This window comes from Stenotrophomonas sp. PvP093 (genome assembly GCF_017876915.1).
GTDB lineage: Bacteria > Pseudomonadota > Gammaproteobacteria > Xanthomonadales > Xanthomonadaceae > Stenotrophomonas > Stenotrophomonas muris.
Genome location: NZ_JAGIOX010000004.1, coordinates 702,351 through 719,094 on the forward strand (window position 1 = coordinate 702,351; position 16,744 = coordinate 719,094).

Consider the following 16,744-nt stretch of genomic DNA (forward strand, 5'->3'; position numbering starts at 1 on the left):
ACCGCATATCCGCAGTTCCTGATCCCCTGTCCAGGAGTGCTGTATGTCCCGTGCCGTCCCGCGCGCAGTGCGTATGCGCCGCCTCACTGTTTCCGTACTGCAGGCTTTGGCTGTTCCCTCCGTCATGCTGTTGACCGCCAGCGCCGCCTGGGCCGGCTGTGACAGCGTCGCCCCCGTCGCCGGCCAGACGGTCACCTGCGATGCCAATGCGCCGAACCTGCAGACCGTTCCCGTCACCGCCAATGGCGCCGCCGGCATCACCGTCACTGTCGCCAGCACGGCGCAGCTGCAGCAAAGCGGTGGCAGCAGCGCGATTTCGCTTGTCGGGGCCGGTGGGCACCTGTTGTCCAACCTGGGCACGATCAGTTCGGTGGGCGGCGTGGCGGTCCAGCTCGGTGGCGGCAGCCGCGTCGAGAACTCGGGCAGCATCAGCACCGGCAACAACACCGCCCTGCAGTTCGTCGGCGCGGGCGACAGCGTGCTGGTCAACCGCGGAACGATCAGCGGGCGCACCGGCGTGCAGTTCGGTGCCGGCAATGATCGTCTGGACATGCAGGCTGGCAGCATCAGCGGCAGTGTGCTGCAGGGCGATGGCAATGATGCGCTGCTGCTGGGCAACGGTACGATCGACAGCGTCGACCAGGGCAGTGGCGATGACCAGATGACCGTCACCGGCGGCACCGTCACCGGCGTGGTGGCGCAGGGCAGTGGCCGCGATGATTTCGTCATGAGTGGCGGCACGGTCGGCGCGCTGCAGCAGGGCGACAACATCGATACCTTCCGCATGAGCGGTGGCCGCATCATCGGTGCGTTCGAGGATGGTGACCAGGTGTGGATGACCGCTGGCCGCATCGGCCGGGTCAACATGAAGCTGGACAAGAACCTGTGGGACCAGTCCGGCGGCACCGTGGACGGCAACGTGGTGACCGGCTTCGATACCGACACCATCATCATCTCGGGTACCGCCTACATCGGCGGCAACATCAGCGTCAGCGGCGGCAACGACAGCGTGACCATCACCGACGGCACCGTGCGCGGGCAGGTACTGCTCAGTACCGGCAACGACACCTTCAACTGGAATGGCGGCGGCATCGTCTACGGCGCGATCGACATGGGGCCGGACAGCGACGTCGCCAACCTCGGCAACCTCAACCAGGGCAACCTGGGGGCGGTGCCGCTGTTCGACGGTGGCGGTGGCATCGACCAGCTCAACTTCCACAACGTCAAGACTGCCGGCGTGGGTCGCTTCCAGAACTGGGAGACGCTGCGGCTGGCCAACAGCACCGAGCTGACCTTTGATGGCGACCTGGTGCTGGGCGACAGCAGTACCGGCACCGGAACGCTGACGGTGGATGACACCAGCACCGTCTACGCAGGCAGTGGCGGCCATGCAGTCCGTCCGTTCAACAGTGGTGCACTGGTGGAGATGGTCAATGCCGGGCGCATCGACCTGACCGGTACCGGCGCAGGCGACGTGTTCACCGTGCGTGGCAACTATCGTGGTGACGGCGGTGGCCTGTACCTGCGTACCGTGCTGGGCGCGGACAATTCCAGCAGCGACCGCCTGGTGATCGATGGCGGAACCGCCACCGGTACCACCGGCATCGGCGTGCTCAATGCCGGCGGCAGCGGCGCCGCCACGCTGGCCGATGGCATCCTGGTGGTGCAGGCCTTGAATGGTGGCCGCACTGCGCCGGGCGCGTTCTCGCTGTTCGCACCGGTTGCAGCCGGTGCCTACGAGTACTTCCTGTTCAAGGGTGGTGTCAGCGCCGGCACCAGCGAGAACTGGTACCTGCGATCGACGCTGGTGACCGGACCAACGCCGGCACCCAACGGCGGCGGCACTGCCACGCCACCGCCCCTGACGCCGCCGGTCGCACCGCCGCCGGCGATCACCCCGGCACCGCCGCCGCCGCCTGAAGGCGCTACCGATCCGAACCTGACCGCCGGCGAGGCCGCGCCGCCACCGCCGCCACCGGAACCGGCGCCGGTGGCGCCGCCCAGCGACCCGGCGGTGCCGGACGTGCCGGTGGCCGGCGGTGCGTTGCCCGGTACCGGCACCCCACCAACGCCGGGTGCACGCCCGGCCGAAGGCGCGGTGGTGCCGCTGTACCGCGTGGAGACCGCCGCCTACGCCGTGGTGCCACCGCTGCTGCGCGAGACCTCGCTGGCCAGCCTCGGTACCTTCCACGAGCGGCAGGGCGAACAGCGCCTGCTGTACAACCAGGGCACAGTCCGCACCGCCTGGGGCCGGTTGGTGGGGCAGAGCAGCGAGATCCACTGGAAGGGTGATGCGCAGCCGGGCTTCGATGGCGATGTGATGGGCCTGCAGGCCGGCCTCGACGTGTGGGCTGCGGCGTCTGAGAACCACCGCAACCAGATCGGTGTATTCGTTGGCCGCACCCGCGCGCAGGGCAAGACCACGGGTCTGGCACTGGGCTGGGTGAACGTGCAGGTAGGCCAGAACCGCCTGGATGACAAGCACGTGGGCCTGTACTGGACCTTCACCGACAGCAGTGGCGGCTACATCGACGCCGTGGCGATGCAGAGCCGCTACGACGGCCGCGTGCGTTCCTCGCGTGGGCTCGGCTTCGGCCTGAGCGGCGACGGTACCAGCGTGTCGGTGGAGGCGGGCAAGCCGCTGCTGCACTTCGGGCAGTCCGCATGGTGGCTGGAACCGCAGGTGCAGGTCATCTGGCAGCGCACTTCGCTGGATGACCGTCGCGATGAAGTATCGAGCGTGCGCTTCGACAACGACAACGCCTGGACCGGCCGCATCGGCCTGCGCCTGGCGGGCGATTACCAGTTGGCCGACAACGGCTGGCAGCCGTATTTCAAGCTCAATTACTGGCATGGCCGTTCTGGTGAAGACCGCATCCGTTTCGACGACGACGTGATCATCAATTCGCAGCGCTCACGCGCGCTGGAAGCCGGCGTGGGTGTGGTCGGGCGTTTCAACCGAACGATCAGCGCCTATGCCGTGGCCGACTACACGCGCGAACTGGGCGGCGACCGCAACGAGAAGCGCCGCGTCATCGAAGGCAACATCGGCCTGCGCGCGGACTGGTAGCGCCCGGTGCAGATGTCCGACCCGCTCTGGTAGGTGCCGACCTTGGTCGGCGCGGATCCCACCGGCGCCATGACGTAGCTCTGGCAGGTGCCGACCTTGGTCGGCACGAATCCCACCGGCGCCATGACGTTGCTCAGGTAGGTGCCGACCTTGGTCGGCACGAATCCCACCGGCGCCATGACACTGCTCTGGTAGGTGCCGACCTTGGTCGGCACGAATCCCACCGACGCCATGACCTCCGCGCAGCCGAGCATAGGCTCGGCTCTACAACAGCGGTGCGCATGCATCCGGTTCCACCAACGCCCCGGCATGATCGGCCAACACGACCACCGCATGTAGCAGCCCTTCCTCCACCTGCGGCGGACACTGCGCCTGCGCATCATCCATCTCGCGTGCCGACTGCGCCGCCAACAAGATGCCCCCACACGCAGACACTGCCGCCAGGCAGCGCGTCGCCTCGGCCAGGTGCCGGCCGCGCGCCTCGCTGAGTTGCCGTTCGCGCCATGCCTGGCCGTCGGCCGCGTGGCTGTGAGCGATGCCGCGCAGCCGCGCGAAGAATGCGGAGGGCGGCGCCTGTTCGTCGACTTCGGTGAGCGCATCTTCCAACGCTTCGGCTGCGGCGTTGGACAGCTGCAGGCCGGGCAGTGCAGCGCCGAGCAGTGCCTGCAGGCGTGGATAGGCGGGGTGGGGCGTGTTCATGGCGGCAACCTCACGAGGCAAGGCCACCTGCGAAGCGCAAGGTGGCGGGCGGTGCGGGTTGGCGTGCCGGTCAAAATCAAAGCGAAAAAGCCGACGGATCACGAGGATCCCCACGCACCGCCCACCATGGGCAAGCCGGTGCATTGTCGCGATTGCCGTTGATGCGGCAAATCGATCGCTTCGATGTTTGATTCAGGACGCCAATCCCGGTCAGCGCAGGAAGCGCCGACGGGGCCACCTTGGCGCGTTGTGCGCCGCGATGGCATGGGCAAAGTTGCAATGTGGTGACCGCACGCAAGCCGCCTTGCTGCAACCCGCGACTGGGCCGGATACGACAGTTCGCGCGTGGCGCAAGCGATCATGCCCCGGTTATGCTGCGGTCCTGATTCAACGACAAGGAAGCGTCGCATGCAGGTTCGCAAGGGAGTGCGTCGCATCGGCGCGCTGATGCTCGTGTTGCTGGCGACCGGCGCCATGGCCGATACGCCAGGCGCGGTCGAGATGCCCTCGCCGGAGGCCCAGGCTGAGATCCTCAACCTGCTTGAACGCCAGGCGCTGTATCGCGACCGGGTGGACTGGCCCGCCATCCGCATCCGCCTGCAATCGGCGCAGGGGGATCCCGCGCAACGGCTGGCCGTTCTGCGCGAAGCCATTGCGCTCAGCACCGGCCACCATGGTGCGTGGACCACGACCCAGCGTCAGCGCGAATCCCTCGCGCGTGCGCAGCAGGCCGGTGCCGCCGCCGTGGACCGGGCCAAGGCCGCTGATGCGGTGGATGCGCGCATCGGCTGGGTGGTCATCGAGGGCTATGCCTCCTCGCCGGGCGCGACGCCGCAGGAAAAATTCCGCCAGGACATCCAGCGTGCCGCGCGATGGCAGCAGGTCATCCGCAGCAAGGACGACGGCGCGCGCTGTGGCTGGATCGTCGACCTGCGGGACAACGGTGGCGGCTCCATGTGGCCGATGCTGCTGGGCATGGCCCCGCTGTTGCGCACCTCGGTGGTGAACAACGAGGACGTCGGCGCGTTCGAAACCGCGCAAGGGCCGCAGCGCTGGACGTTGACGGCGACTGCGGTGCAGCTGGCGGGCAGGCCGCTGCTGGACTTCGGCCAGTCCGGCCATGTAGTGCGGCAGCCTGGCGCACCGGTGGCGGTGCTGTTCGGGCCCCGCACCGGCAGTTCGGGCGAGGCCTCGGTGCTGGCGTGGCGTGGCCGCCCGCAGGCGCGGAGTTTCGGCCAGCCGACCGCGGGTGTCTCCACCGGCAATGTCGTGCACACCCTTGCCGATGGAAGTCGCCTGCTGCTGACCACCAGCGTGATGCGGGACCGCAATGATCGTGGCGATGGCTTGAAGATCGAACCCGACCAGCGCGTCGAGGGTGATGCCGCCACTGTGGCCGCCGCCCAGGCCTGGCTGCTGGCCCAGCCCGCCTGCCAGGGCAACCGGACATGATCCTGATCGGCCAACAGGAACGGGTGCTGATCGTCGGCCCCACCGAAGCGCACCACTGCCTGCGCTGCCAGACGGAAACCGAGTTCGCGCCGCAGCTGCGCTACAAGATGGCGCGCATCGACCTGCTGTTCGGCTTCACCTACCAGCGCCGCTACGAGCTGGCCTGCACCCGGTGCGAGCACGGCTGGGTGCTCGATACCGAGACCATGGACCAGCAGCTGGGCGGGGTGCCGATCCCGTGGCGGCACCGCTTCGGCCTGCCGTTGATGCTGGTGGGGGTCGCCGCGCTGGCGGTGGCCGGTTGGATGTGGCGGCACGGATACATCGGTTGAGGACCGGGCCTGTTAAAGTCTGCCCTGCAACCACGTACCGGAACCGACCATGGACCACGACACCCCGTTCGAACCCCTCAACGACCTCGAGGTGCGCCTGCTGCAGGCCCAGGACGGCACGCTGACCGCAGCGCAGTTCCTCGACGGCCTGCTGACCTCGACGGCGTTCGTGCTGCTGGACAAGGCCATTGGTGAGGATGGCGCCTGGGACGAGAGCATCTCGCCGCTGGTGCTGACCAGCGAGAGCGGCGAGCCGATGTTCGCGGTGTTCACCGCGCCCGAGCGCGCTGGCCTGTGGCACGAGCAGCTGCCGCAGTTTGCCCATGCCATGCCGATCGCGGTGCACGCGCTGCTGGCCGGTATCGGCGACGGCGTCGGCCTGGTGCTGAACCCGGGCCTGGACGTGGGCATGGAGATGATTCCCGATGCCGTGGCCCAGCTGAAGCAGCGTGCGGCGGCGATTACCCGTGGGATGGCGCACTGAAGCCAGTGATATAGGGGTGCCGGCCAGCGGCCGGCACTGCCCATAGCAGTGCGCGCGGACGTTGCGGATCAGCGGGCGGCGGCGATGGCTTTCACCCGCGCCTTGGCCAGCGCTTCGCCGATGGCCGGGCCCTTCAGATGCGTGGTATCCAGATCCCGCGCCTGCACTGACAGCGCCGCCTGGTGCAGGCGCTTGAGCGTTTCGCCCTGTGGGTAGTCGGCGTCCTCGAAGCCGAGCCGGCCGCGCTTGTCGGCCTCGCAGCACAGTGCGATGCGGGTCACGCGTTCCGGCCGGCGCAGCGCATCACAGCGGCCCAGCAGTTCCAGCACGGTGGCATCGCGCAGTTCATCGATGCGGTGCACGTTCAAGTGCTCGCGGCACACCGCTTCAGCCAGCTGCTGGTGCTCGGTGGGAATCTTCAACCGCGCGCACAATGCCTTCAGCGGCTTGATGCCACGCTGTTCGTGCATGATGTGGCGCGGCCATTCCTCCGGCGGGGTCAGGCCCTTGCCGAGATCGTGGGTGAGGGCAGCGAAGCCGACCAGGTCATCACCCGGTGCCAGTTTCGCGGCCATGTCGCTGACCATTTCCTGGTGGATGCCGGTGTCGACTTCCGGGTGGAATTCGGCACGCTGCGGCACGCCATACAGCGCTTCCAGCTCGGGCAGGATCGGGCCCAGGGCGTGCGCATCGTGCAGCGTACGCAGGAAGGCAGAAGGCCGCTCACTGACCAGCGCCTTGCGCAGTTCCTGCCAGACGCGTTCCGGCACCAGCGCGTCCAGTTCGCCACTGGCGGCGACCTCGCGCATCAGCGCCATGGTCTCTTCGGCGACGGTGAAGCCCAGTGGTGCGAAGCGCGCCATGAACCGGGCCGCGCGCAGCACGCGCAATGGATCTTCCACGAACGCGGGGCCGACATGGCGCAGCACGCGTTGCTCGATATCGCGCACACCGCCGTAGGGATCGACCAGCGTGCCGGTGTCTTCGTCGCAGGCAATCGCGTTGATGGTGAAGTCGCGGCGCTGCAGGTCTTCTTCCAGCGTCACTGCCGGGTCGGCATCGACCACGAAGCCGCGGTAGCCACGGCCGGATTTGCGCTCGGTGCGCGCCAGCGCGTATTCCTCAGCGGTCTTCGGGTGCAGGAACACCGGGAAATCGCGGCCGACGGCGGTGAAGCCCTGCGCTTCCATCTGCGCGGGCGTGGCGCCGACCACCACCCAGTCATGGTCGCCGGCAGGTCGCTGCAGCAGGCGGTCACGCACGGCGCCGCCGACAAGATAGATCTTCATGGCTGGAATCATCGCATGCCCGGCGCAGACGCACCGGTAGTGCCGGCCGCTGGCCGGCAACCGCAGTCACCCCGAAGCTGCCGGCCAGCGGCCGGCACTACCGATACAGCGTCCAGCCCGATCCAGGCCAGCAGGCTCATCGTTTCCCTCCCCAGGGAGTGGATGCCGGGGAATGCCGGCCAGCGGCCGGCAGTACTGTGTTGCGATCAATCGCCGCCCTGGTCGGCGTTGGCGGCGCAGCTGAAGCGCTTGCGCTTGTCCACCAGGCGGCCCATCAGGCGATCGCTCAGCGGCAGCGCATCACCATTGAGGCGCCAGTCGTAGATCACGCTGAAGGCCAGCACGCGGGCCACGTACTCGCGGGTTTCCTTGTAGCTGATGGTCTCGATCCACAGGTCCGGATCAAAGCCCGGGCGCTGGCTCTGCCAGCGTGCGGTCGGGGTCGGGCCGGCGTTGTACGCGGCGATGGTCACGTAGGGCAGGCCGTCGTACTTGTTCATCAGCTGGCGCAGGTAGGCGGTGCCGATGGCGATGTTGGTGTCCGGGTCGTACAGGCTGTCGGCGCCGCCGTAGCCGGTCAGGCCGATCGACTTGGCCACGCCGGCACCGGTGGCTGGCAGCACCTGCATCAGGCCCATGGCGTTGGCAGGCGAGCGCGCACGCGGGGTGAAGGTGCTCTCGGCGCGGATCTCCGCCGCCACCCAGGCCGGGTCGATTGCGTTGCGTGCCGATTCGCGGCGGATGGTGGCGTCGTGGTGCAGCGGGAAGCGCAGGTCGTACAGGCGCTGCTCCTGCGGCTGCTTGCCGAGCGCGAACACGGCGCGGTCGAACCAGCCGTTGTCCTGCGCCACGCGCACGGCGAGGCGACGCTGGGTGTCATCGAAGCGCGACAACGCGCTGTTCCATTCGGCCACGGCCCAGCCAGCGCGATCGATCTGGTACAACGCCATTGCGCGCTGGATGGCCGGGTCGCGCGCGATCACCGCCTGCGCCTGCGCGCTGTCGTTGGGCTGCCACGGGCACAGCGTGTAGCCCTGCTGCAGCTTGTCGGCGGCGAGGAAGCCGTGGAAGGTCGATGCACGCGCGGCCTCGCGGAACAGCGGCTGCGCCTGCTGGGCCTGGCCGGTCTTCTCCAGCATGCGGCCTTCGAAGTAGCGCCAGCGCGGGTCGCTGCGCTGCTTGCTGCCCATCTTGCGGATGGCGGTCAGCGCCGCGGGCCAGTCGCCGCGCGACATCGCTTCGCGCACGCGCCACTCGTGCAGGCGTTCGTCATAGGCCGACTCCGGCACCGCGTTGAGGCGGCGTGCCGAATCGGGCAGGTAGGACGCCACCGTCCACAGCGCGATCTGGTACAGCACCTGGCCCTGCTGGTCGGCACTCAGCCCCAGTGCCTGCGCGTACTGCGGCAGCTGCTGTTCGGTGGCGGCCGGGTCGGCCTTGGCCAGCTTGGCCAGGCCATCGGTGGCGATGCGCCGGCTGCGCTCGTTGCGGGGCCAGTTCAGGGCGCTGGCGTTGGGCTTGTCGACGAAGGCGGCGTAAGTGTTGGCCAGTGCCAGATCAGTGGCAGGCAGGCCGCGGGCCGCGCTGCGCATCACGGCGGGCTGCTGCGCGTCGGCGGCGGCATCGATCCGTTCCCAGCGCAGGGCGTCGCTCAGGCCGCCTTGTGCCTGCAGCACGGTGAACACCGTATCGCAGCTGTCCGGCAGCGGCTTGCCGTTCTTGCGCCACAGCTCCTGCGCTTCGCTGATCCACTGCGGATCGACCTTGCCGGTCACCTGGCGCGCGGTCAGCTGTGCACAGCGCAGGCCGGCATTGTCGGTGGGCGCCCAGTTGGCCAGCAGGGTCGGCCAGTCCTGGCGGCGGGCGAGCGAGGGCAGCCACACGCTGCGGAACGTGCTGGCCACGGCCTGGCCCTCATAGCGCTTGAGGAAGGCCTGTGCCTGCGCGGTATCGACGGTGTCGATGTTGCGGCGCAGGTTGGCGTACTCCAGCCAGCCATACGCCGGATGGCGGCTGAGCGCAGCGGCCTGGCCAGGATCGAACTGGCCGCGTTCGGCGGCCGCGATCGCGGCTTTCAACTGTGCGTTCTGGGCATCGAGGGACTGGGCATTGGCGCAGCCGATCAGCAGCGTGGTCGCCAAGGGCAGCAGGGACAGGGCGGTCGAAGAGCGTCGGGTCATGGCATGCAGCATAGCGGGCAGTGGCTGAATTCAGTTTCGCATTGCGTGCACGCAATGCGTGGGCAACGATAGCTGAATGACTCCGCACAGGCCCTGCCGCAGGCGGGCGCAGGCGTCGTAACGTCGGCCTTGGGCGAACGGCCCGGCTGCAGGGAGCGGCACATGGCGTTCAGTAGCGCAGGAAGAAGCGGCCCGCTGGCGGACATCAATGTCACGCCACTGGTGGATGTGATGCTGGTGCTGTTGATCATCTTCATCGTGACCGCGCCGATCGTGGCCCGGCCGATTCCCGTGCAGTTGCCACAGGCCACCGATCGCACGATCGATCGCCCCGAACCGCCGCCGCCGATCAAGCTGCGACTGGATGCGTCGAACCAGCTGAGCTGGGATGGCCAGCCGATGGCCATCGGCGATCTGCAGGGGCGCCTGCAGGCGCAGGCCGGCGAGCATGCCGGCAACCTGCCGGAGCTGCGCATCGCCACCGATCCGGCGGCCGAGTACGAAGGCATGGCGCGGATATTGGCTGCGGCCGAAGCCACTGGCATGGAGCGCATTGCCTTCGTGCGGTGAGTTTTGTGCGGTGAGTCCGGCAACGGGCGGCCTGCCATCGGCAGGCCGCTCTTCCAGCGAGGGAACGTGGCATGCGATACGGGACACAGCACGCGGCCTCACTGATGGCCGCCCCCAATCTGGCACCGCTGGTGGATGTGTTGCTGGTGTTGCTGGCGCTGGTGATCACCGCGCTGCCGATGGCGCAGGCGACCGGCCTCCTGGCGCTCCAGCAGCGCACCTCGTGCCCACCCTGGCCGGCGTCCTCACCCCAGCCGATCCACCTGCGCATCGACGCGGCGGGGGCGATGTTCTGGAATGGCCAGCCGCTCGACGCTGTCGCGTTGCAGCGGCACCTGGTGCAGGCGCAGCAGATGCCGCAGCAGCATCGCCCCTGGGTGCACCTGGCGATCGCCGACGACACCGACTACGAAGACATGGCACGCGTGCTGCTGGCCGTGAGCCAGCATGGGCTGCGCGTCGACGCGCCCGGTCACTAGCGCCCGCACCGACAAGTCCCCTTGATGAGCTGTGGCGGATCTCGGCGCGCGCTGACGCAGCCGGCATCAAAGTGGAGGGCGGTGAACAGTACCGTCCGGTTCTAAACGGTCCTCATCTGACGTAAATGGCTGTCAATTGCGTCAATTCCGCGTGAAAGAGTGTCGATCATCACGCCGTGATTTTTACCGCTTGTTTACAAAGGAGACGCTGCCGCCATGCAGGGGGGAGCGCGGCAGTCCATGTCCCGACATTCCTTTGGAGAGAGAGCGAATGAAGCACCTGCACCACCGCCCGTTGGCGGTTGCCGTCACGCTGTGCGTGATGGCCTTGGCACCCCTGGGTGCCGCTGCACAATCCACCACCAACCTCGACGCGGTGGAAGTCACCGGTACCCGCATCAAGCGCGCTGAAGTAGAGGGCCAGGTCCCGATCCAGACCCTGACCCGTGGCGACATCGAACGCACCGGCCTGACCTCGATCGGCGAAGTGCTGCAGCAGCTCACCGGTTCCGGCTCTGCGCTCAACGCCAAGTTCAACTCGTCCGGCAACTTCGGTTTCCCGCCCGATGGCAGTGGCGTGGGTGCCGGCTCGGCGCAGGTCGATCTGCGCCACCTGGGTGCCAAGCGCGTGCTGGTGCTGGTCGACGGCATCCGCTGGGTCAATGAATCGTCGGCGTCCGGTGTGGGCTCGGCCACCGACCTCAACACCATTCCGCTGGCGATCGTCGAGCGCATCGAGGTGCTGGAGGACGGTGCTTCGTCGCTGTACGGCTCCGATGCCATCGCCGGCGTGGTCAACATCATCACCCGCCGCGATTTCGATGGTGGGCAGGTGACGCTGAACTACGGCGAGTACAGCAAGGGCGACGGCACGCAGAAGGGCGTGGACCTGGCCTGGGGCAAGAGTGGCGATCGCTTCAGCCTGTTCCTGGGCGCCAGCTGGACCAAGCAGGACCCGGTATTCGCCAAGGATCGCGAGCAGTCGCGCTTCCCCATTCCCGGTACCGGCCTGGCGTTCGGCAGCGGTGGTATTCCGCAGGGCCGTTTCATGTTCACCGACCCGAACACCGGTGCGGTGCAGAACATCGTGCCCAATACCGGCGTGAGCAATCCGCGGTACGACGGCAGTGCCGGCTGCAGCCGCACGGATGACTATCACTGCTTCACCACCGCCGACCGCTTCAACTTCGCCGAATACAACATGGTGCTGACGCCGTCGGAGCGCAAAGGCCTGTTCGGCCAGTTCCGCTTTGACATCACCGACAACGTGCAGTGGTACATCAAGGCGCTGGGCAACCGCCGCGAGTCGACCAACCAGGCCGGCCCCGAGCCGCTGTTCTTCGGCCCCGATGGCGCCACCGGCAATCCGTTGGCCGACAACATCGTGGTCTCGCGCCTGAACCCGTACAACCCGTTCGGCTTCGATCTCGTCTCCGGCGACAACATGAGCCTGATCGGTCGTCGCCCGGTGGAGGGCGGTGCGCGCGTGTTCAAGCAGAAGGTGGACACCACCTACTTCGCCACCGGCCTGGTCGGTGACTTCCATGCCGCCGACCGCAGCTGGTACTGGGACGTCAACGGCATGTACAGCAAGAACAAGGCCGAGCAGACCAACTACGGCAGCTATGACATCTACAAGGTGAACATGGCGCTGGGCGATCCCGCGGTGTGCGCGGCCACGCCTGGCTGCGTGCCGTTGAACATCTTCGGTGGCGCCGGTTCGATCACCCCGGACATGCTGAAGTGGATCCAGCCGGTGGTGCGCGACCGCAGCCAGAACGAACTGAGCCTGTTCACCGCCAACCTGTCCAGCGAGCTGTTCTCGCTGCCGGCCGGTCCGGTGTCCTTCGCCACCGGCTTCGAGTACCGCAAGTACAAGGGCGCCTACCAGCCCGATCCGCTGACGGTGATCGGCCACTACAACGGCGTGCCGTCGCAACCGACCTCCGGTTCCTACGACGTCAACGAGGCCTACCTGGAGTTGAGCGTGCCGATCTTCGCCGACTCCTCGTTCGGCAAGAAGCTGGACCTGAGCCTGGCCGGCCGCTATTCGGACTACTCCACCTTCGGCGGCGAGTTCACGCCCAAGTACGGCCTGCGCTGGCAGGTGACCGATGACTTCGTGCTGCGCACCACGTACGCCGAGGGTTTCCGCGCACCGTCCATCGGTGAGCTGTACGGCTCTGCCGCACGTGCCGACCTGCAGCTGTTCGATCCGTGCTCGGTGGGCCTGGGCGGCACGCCGCCGCGTGGCAGCGCGGCCAACTGTGCTGCACTGGGCGTCCCGGCCGGCTTCCAGCAGGCCAACTCGCAGATCTCGGTGACCACCGGCGGCAACCGCGAGCTGGACCCGGAACGCTCGCGCAGCTTCAGCGCGGGCTTCGTGTGGAGCCCGTGGTTCGGCAACAACGCCTCGTGGTCGGAGCGCTTCGATGTGGAAGTCACTTTCTACCGCCATGCCATCGATGGTGCGATCCAGGCCATCAACGCGCAGACCCAGCTGGACCTGTGCGTGGATACACTGGACCCGATCTACTGCAACGGCATCACCCGTGCCAGCACCGGTGCGGTCAGCAGCTTCAACAACCGCCTGACCAACCTGGGTTCGATCAAGACCGACGGTTGGGACGTGGACCTGTTCTGGACGCTGCCGCAGACCTCCATCGGCCAGTTCAAGCTGGGGTGGAAGAACACCTTCGTCGGCCGTTACGAGGCCACTGGCGCGGCCGGGCAGAAGCAGCCGCAGAAGCCGGGCGTGGAAGTGGCCGACAGCTCCATCCCGGAGTGGACCAGCAATGCCAGCCTCGGCTGGACGATGGATCGCTGGAGTGCCAACTGGACGGTGCGCCACATCTCCGAGCTGACCGAGAACTGCGGCGATGCGGCGGCCTTCCCGGTGTGCAGCAACCAGGCTGCGGGCACCAACACGCTGTCGGCCACCACCTTCCACGACATGCAGGTGGGCTACAAGATCGACTGGATGAAGGGGCTGCAGCTGACCGCGGGCCTGAACAACGTGTTCGACAAGGATCCGCCGATCTGCCTGTCGTGCTCGTTGAACGGCTACGACGCTTCGACCTACGACATCCCGCGTGGCCGTTACTGGTACCTGCGCGCGGACCTGCGCTTCTGATGTGACGGTGGCAGCGCCGGTCAGTTCCGGCGCTGCCTTGCGGGTGTAGAGCCGAGCCCGCGCTCGGCTGATTCTCTGAGCCGAGCATGGGCTCGGCTCTACAGGTGCGGGGCGTGCGAACCCCGCGTCTGATCAGAACGCCCAGGTGAACGTCAGCGAGCCATTGCGGCCATCGCCGTACGCACCGTAGCCGGTGATCTGCGAGTAGTACTTCTTGTCCAGCAGGTTGTTGAGGTTGGCCTGCACGCTGAACTCCGGCGAGATGCGGTAGCGCACGAAGGCGCTGACCAGCGCGTAGCCGCTCTGTTCGATGCGGCCGTAGGCCGGCACCGGGTAGTAGATGCGGTTCTGCCAGTTGGCGCCGCCGCCGACGGTCAGTGCCTGCAGCGACTGCGGGGTGTAGCTGGTGAACAGCTTCAATGCGGTCTGCGGCAGGTTGGTGTTGATGTCGGCGCCGTTGATGTCCTTGGCCACATAGCGCGACGCACCGAAGGTCGCATTCCAGCCCGGGGCGAGTTCGCCGTTCAGCTCGAACTCGAAGCCGCGGCTGACGGTGCCGCGTGCAGCGCGATAGGCGAACTCGTTCTGGCTGCCCTGCACGGGTTCACCGGTGGCCTGGCCGACGTTGTCCTGTTCGATGCGGAACACGGCAAGCGAGGCGTTCAGGCGGTTGTCGAACCACGCGCCCTTGACGCCCACTTCGTAGCTCTTTCCATCGACCGGATCGAGGTAGCCGCCATTGCGGTCCTTCAGCGTCTGCGGCTGGAAAATCTCGGTGTAGCTGGCGTAGGTCGAGTACGTCCCGTTGATGTCGAAGACCAGGCCAGCGTACGGCGTGGTCACCTTGTGCGCGCGGTCGGCGCCTTCACCCTCGCTCTTCCAGTCGGTGTAGCGTGCGCCGATGATCAGCTTCAGCGGATCGGCCAGCGACAGGCGAGCGGCCGCGTAACCGGCCTTCTGCGTGATGGTGCCCTCGCTGGCCAGGGCCAGCGGGTTCCAGTTCGGCTCACCGATCTTGCCCGTCCAGTTCAGATAGCTGGCGAACGGATCCCAGGTCTGGCCCGGGCCACCGACCTGGTAGTCGCCGTAGTTGGCGTACTCGCGCCTGTTGTAGCTGAGGCCGGCCATCAGCTGGTGCTCGCGGCCAAACAGCTGGAACGGGCCATCCACGTAGCCGTCGACGCCAGTGACCTTGCGCTCGGTGTTGTACAGGCCTGCGGACGGCGAGATGCCCGCGCCAGTGTTCCGGTCGAAGTTCGAGGCGCCCGTGGTCCAGTCGTTGTAGGCGGGGTAGAACAGCTTGTCGTCGGCCCTGGTCTCATCGTGCGTGGCACCCACCTTGAACTTCCAGCCGTTGCTGAAGGCGTGTTGCAGGGTGGCGAAGGCCCGCTTGCTGGTGGTGTCCCAATAGGTCCACTCCGGGCTGGCGTTGAACGATCCGTCGTAGCCGGTGCGCGAGCCATCCGAATACAGCATCGGGAAGCCGCCCCAGGTCGCACCATTGGCGCGCTTCTGCTGGTAGTCGTAGCCCACGCTCAGCTGGGTGTCCGGGGTCAGGTCGGCATCGATGACGGCGTAGCCCAGCGTCTTGCGCTGGTTGTAGCGGTCCATCTGGCCGTCGGAGTCCAGGTAGCTGCCGATCACGCGCCCGCGCACGCTGCCGCTGGCGTTGAGCGCGCTGCCCACATCCACCGTGGTGCGGGTGCGGCCCCAGCTGCCGACGTTCACCGAGACGCTGCCGGTCAGCTCGGCGCTGTCGGCATGCTTGCGCACCAGGTTCACCGACGCCGACGGATTGCCGGCGCCGCTGAGCAGGCCGGTGGCGCCGCGCACCACTTCCACGCGGTCGTACAGCGCCAGATCCAGGCCGGAATCACCGTAGCTCCAGTTCTGCACCATCTGCGTCGGCAGGCCGTCGAACTGGTAGGCGTCGATGTAGAACCCACGCGCGTAGAACTCGGTGCGCTCGCTGTCGGACTGGGTGCTGGTCACGCCGGTGGTGTTGGCCAGCACGTCGATGATGTCGTCGAGCTTCTGATCTTCGATGCGCTGGTGGCTGATGATGCTGACCGACTGCGGGATCTCGCGCGGTGCCAGGTCGAAGCGGGTACCGGCCGAGGTGCGGCGCACCGAATAGCCTTCGGCGCGTTCGCCCTTGACCACGACCTTGTCCAGCGTGGTCGGGTCGGCGGCGGTGTCGGCGAAGGCGGCCGGGGCCAGGGCGCAGAGTGCAACGAGTACGGCAACGGACAGCCGCTGCGGCTGCGGGATACGGAAGGCGGAACAGGTCATGGGGGTCCTGGACGAGCACGCGCGCTCGGCCGGCATCCAGAAGGCGAGGCGCTACGGGTGGGAAACGGGCGGGCAGGCCGTCCTGGCACCACCGGAAACGAAAGAAATGGTAATACGAACTATTCCTATTTACAAATCATGAACGAGGTAGGCGCTCACGCGGGCCGCGACGCAGCGCATGGTGTTCAGCGCAGCAGCGGCAGCGGATCGCGCGCGCCATCGGCGCCGTAGATGCCCCAGTGCAGGTGGGGCGGCGTGCCTTTGGCATTGCCGCTGTCGCCTACATGCCCGAGCAGGTCGCCGGCCTGGACCACCTGGCCGCGCGCCAGGCCCTCGGCCCAGTCGTCCAGATGGGCGTAGTAGTAACGTTCGCGCCCGGGCCCGATCACCCAGACCTGGCGGCCACCGAGGCCGCGCTCGCTGACGTCCGCGATGACGCCGGCAGTGACGCTGCGCACCGCGGTGCCGCGCTTGGCGAAGATGTCGATGCCGGCGTGGGAGCGGTCACGGCCACGTGGTGCGCCGAAGGTGTCGGCGATCTGGCGTGGCCGCACGCCGTCCACCGGCACCGCCAGTTGCGTGGCCGGCGGCATACGAGAGAGTGTCCACAGCAGCTTCGGCGCAGCGGCCCATGGGCTGTTCCACAGCGCCATCGCGGCAATGAGGGCGATGGCCAGCCACAGGCCGCGCAGCAACCAGCGGCGCAGGCGACGGGCGGGGGAGGGCGATGTGTTCATGGTCTCCGACTGTAGCGCCGAGCCATC

Annotated in this window: 13 protein-coding genes; 7 read left to right on the forward strand and 6 right to left on the reverse strand. The window is 67.6% G+C overall.

The window, feature by feature from the left end; translation table 11 throughout:
• The first annotated feature begins 43 nt into the window (after positions 1-43).
• Positions 44-3,070, forward strand: coding sequence for an autotransporter outer membrane beta-barrel domain-containing protein (locus tag J3A72_RS05940; protein WP_209571978.1), 3,027 nt, complete (start codon positions 44-46; stop codon positions 3,068-3,070).
• On the opposite strand, the gene J3A72_RS05945 is transcribed toward J3A72_RS05940, so the two are convergent.
• Both J3A72_RS05945 and J3A72_RS05950 read right to left on the reverse strand, forming a co-directional pair.
• Entirely contained in the window at positions 2,989-3,303 is a 315-nt protein-coding gene (locus J3A72_RS05945) for a hypothetical protein (RefSeq protein ID WP_140222876.1), read from the reverse strand. The genes J3A72_RS05940 and J3A72_RS05945 overlap by 82 nt on opposite strands.
• Before the next feature lie 31 nt (positions 3,304-3,334).
• The gene (locus J3A72_RS05950) at positions 3,335-3,769 is read right to left on the reverse strand and encodes a hypothetical protein (protein ID WP_075076096.1); all 435 of its coding nucleotides are present in this window, start codon (positions 3,767-3,769) and stop codon (positions 3,335-3,337) included.
• Positions 3,770-4,177: 408 nt separating this feature from the next.
• Here J3A72_RS05950 and J3A72_RS05955 point away from each other — a divergent pair, with 408 nt between their 5' ends.
• From J3A72_RS05955 to J3A72_RS05965, 3 genes are read left to right on the forward strand one after another with little or no spacing between them, the layout of a single operon-like run.
• Positions 4,178-5,221 (forward strand): S41 family peptidase, encoded by a 1,044-nt coding sequence (locus tag J3A72_RS05955; RefSeq protein ID WP_014648414.1) that lies wholly within the window; start codon positions 4,178-4,180, stop codon positions 5,219-5,221.
• Positions 5,218-5,553 (forward strand): hypothetical protein, encoded by a 336-nt coding sequence (locus tag J3A72_RS05960; protein ID WP_014648413.1) that lies wholly within the window; start codon positions 5,218-5,220, stop codon positions 5,551-5,553. The genes J3A72_RS05955 and J3A72_RS05960 overlap by 4 nt, the downstream gene beginning before the upstream one ends.
• Before the next feature lie 49 nt (positions 5,554-5,602).
• The gene (locus J3A72_RS05965) at positions 5,603-6,037 is read left to right on the forward strand and encodes an SseB family protein (RefSeq protein WP_005419309.1); all 435 of its coding nucleotides are present in this window, start codon (positions 5,603-5,605) and stop codon (positions 6,035-6,037) included.
• Positions 6,038-6,105: 68 nt separating this feature from the next.
• Here the strand turns inward: J3A72_RS05965 and J3A72_RS05970 are convergent, their stop codons facing one another.
• Both J3A72_RS05970 and J3A72_RS05975 read right to left on the reverse strand, forming a co-directional pair.
• The gene (locus J3A72_RS05970) at positions 6,106-7,326 is read right to left on the reverse strand and encodes a multifunctional CCA addition/repair protein (RefSeq protein WP_075076097.1); all 1,221 of its coding nucleotides are present in this window, start codon (positions 7,324-7,326) and stop codon (positions 6,106-6,108) included.
• Between the two features lie 206 nt (positions 7,327-7,532).
• Positions 7,533-9,518, reverse strand: coding sequence for a transglycosylase SLT domain-containing protein (locus J3A72_RS05975; RefSeq protein ID WP_075076098.1), 1,986 nt, complete (start codon positions 9,516-9,518; stop codon positions 7,533-7,535).
• A gap of 150 nt (positions 9,519-9,668) precedes the next feature.
• On the opposite strand from J3A72_RS05975, the gene J3A72_RS05980 reads away from it, so the two are divergent.
• From J3A72_RS05980 to J3A72_RS05990, 3 genes are all read left to right on the forward strand, one after another.
• Positions 9,669-10,076, forward strand: coding sequence for a biopolymer transporter ExbD (locus J3A72_RS05980; protein ID WP_075076099.1), 408 nt, complete (start codon positions 9,669-9,671; stop codon positions 10,074-10,076).
• A gap of 104 nt (positions 10,077-10,180) precedes the next feature.
• Positions 10,181-10,555, forward strand: coding sequence for a biopolymer transporter ExbD (locus J3A72_RS05985; protein WP_080469274.1), 375 nt, complete (start codon positions 10,181-10,183; stop codon positions 10,553-10,555).
• Positions 10,556-10,826: 271 nt separating this feature from the next.
• On the forward strand, positions 10,827-13,688 hold the full coding sequence (locus J3A72_RS05990) for a TonB-dependent receptor (RefSeq protein ID WP_032957323.1): 2,862 nt from the start codon (positions 10,827-10,829) through the stop codon (positions 13,686-13,688).
• Positions 13,689-13,820: 132 nt separating this feature from the next.
• On the opposite strand, the gene fhuE is transcribed toward J3A72_RS05990, so the two are convergent.
• Positions 13,821-15,980 (reverse strand): ferric-rhodotorulic acid/ferric-coprogen receptor FhuE, encoded by a 2,160-nt coding sequence (gene fhuE / locus J3A72_RS05995; protein WP_075076101.1) that lies wholly within the window; start codon positions 15,978-15,980, stop codon positions 13,821-13,823.
• 185 nt (positions 15,981-16,165) lie between these two features.
• Positions 16,166-16,717, reverse strand: a complete 552-nt coding sequence (locus J3A72_RS06000; protein ID WP_046432517.1) for a M23 family metallopeptidase — start codon at positions 16,715-16,717, stop codon at positions 16,166-16,168.
• Between the last annotated feature and the right edge of the window lie 27 nt (positions 16,718-16,744).

Excerpts from the sequence above, each read along its gene's own strand:
- J3A72_RS05940 (WP_209571978.1), top strand. The coding sequence starts at position 44 with ATGTCCCGTGCCGTCCCGCGCGCAGTGCGTATGCGCCGCCTCACTGTT.
- J3A72_RS05945 (WP_140222876.1), bottom strand. The coding sequence starts at position 3,303 with ATGGCGTCGGTGGGATTCGTGCCGACCAAGGTCGGCACCTACCAGAGC.
- J3A72_RS05950 (WP_075076096.1), bottom strand. The coding sequence starts at position 3,769 with ATGAACACGCCCCACCCCGCCTATCCACGCCTGCAGGCACTGCTCGGC.
- J3A72_RS05955 (WP_014648414.1), top strand. The coding sequence starts at position 4,178 with ATGCAGGTTCGCAAGGGAGTGCGTCGCATCGGCGCGCTGATGCTCGTG.
- J3A72_RS05960 (WP_014648413.1), top strand. The coding sequence starts at position 5,218 with ATGATCCTGATCGGCCAACAGGAACGGGTGCTGATCGTCGGCCCCACC.
- J3A72_RS05965 (WP_005419309.1), top strand. The coding sequence starts at position 5,603 with ATGGACCACGACACCCCGTTCGAACCCCTCAACGACCTCGAGGTGCGC.
- J3A72_RS05970 (WP_075076097.1), bottom strand. The coding sequence starts at position 7,326 with ATGAAGATCTATCTTGTCGGCGGCGCCGTGCGTGACCGCCTGCTGCAG.
- J3A72_RS05975 (WP_075076098.1), bottom strand. The coding sequence starts at position 9,518 with ATGCTGCATGCCATGACCCGACGCTCTTCGACCGCCCTGTCCCTGCTG.
- J3A72_RS05980 (WP_075076099.1), top strand. The coding sequence starts at position 9,669 with ATGGCGTTCAGTAGCGCAGGAAGAAGCGGCCCGCTGGCGGACATCAAT.
- J3A72_RS05985 (WP_080469274.1), top strand. The coding sequence starts at position 10,181 with ATGGCCGCCCCCAATCTGGCACCGCTGGTGGATGTGTTGCTGGTGTTG.
- J3A72_RS05990 (WP_032957323.1), top strand. The coding sequence starts at position 10,827 with ATGAAGCACCTGCACCACCGCCCGTTGGCGGTTGCCGTCACGCTGTGC.
- fhuE (WP_075076101.1), bottom strand. The coding sequence starts at position 15,980 with ATGACCTGTTCCGCCTTCCGTATCCCGCAGCCGCAGCGGCTGTCCGTT.
- J3A72_RS06000 (WP_046432517.1), bottom strand. The coding sequence starts at position 16,717 with ATGAACACATCGCCCTCCCCCGCCCGTCGCCTGCGCCGCTGGTTGCTG.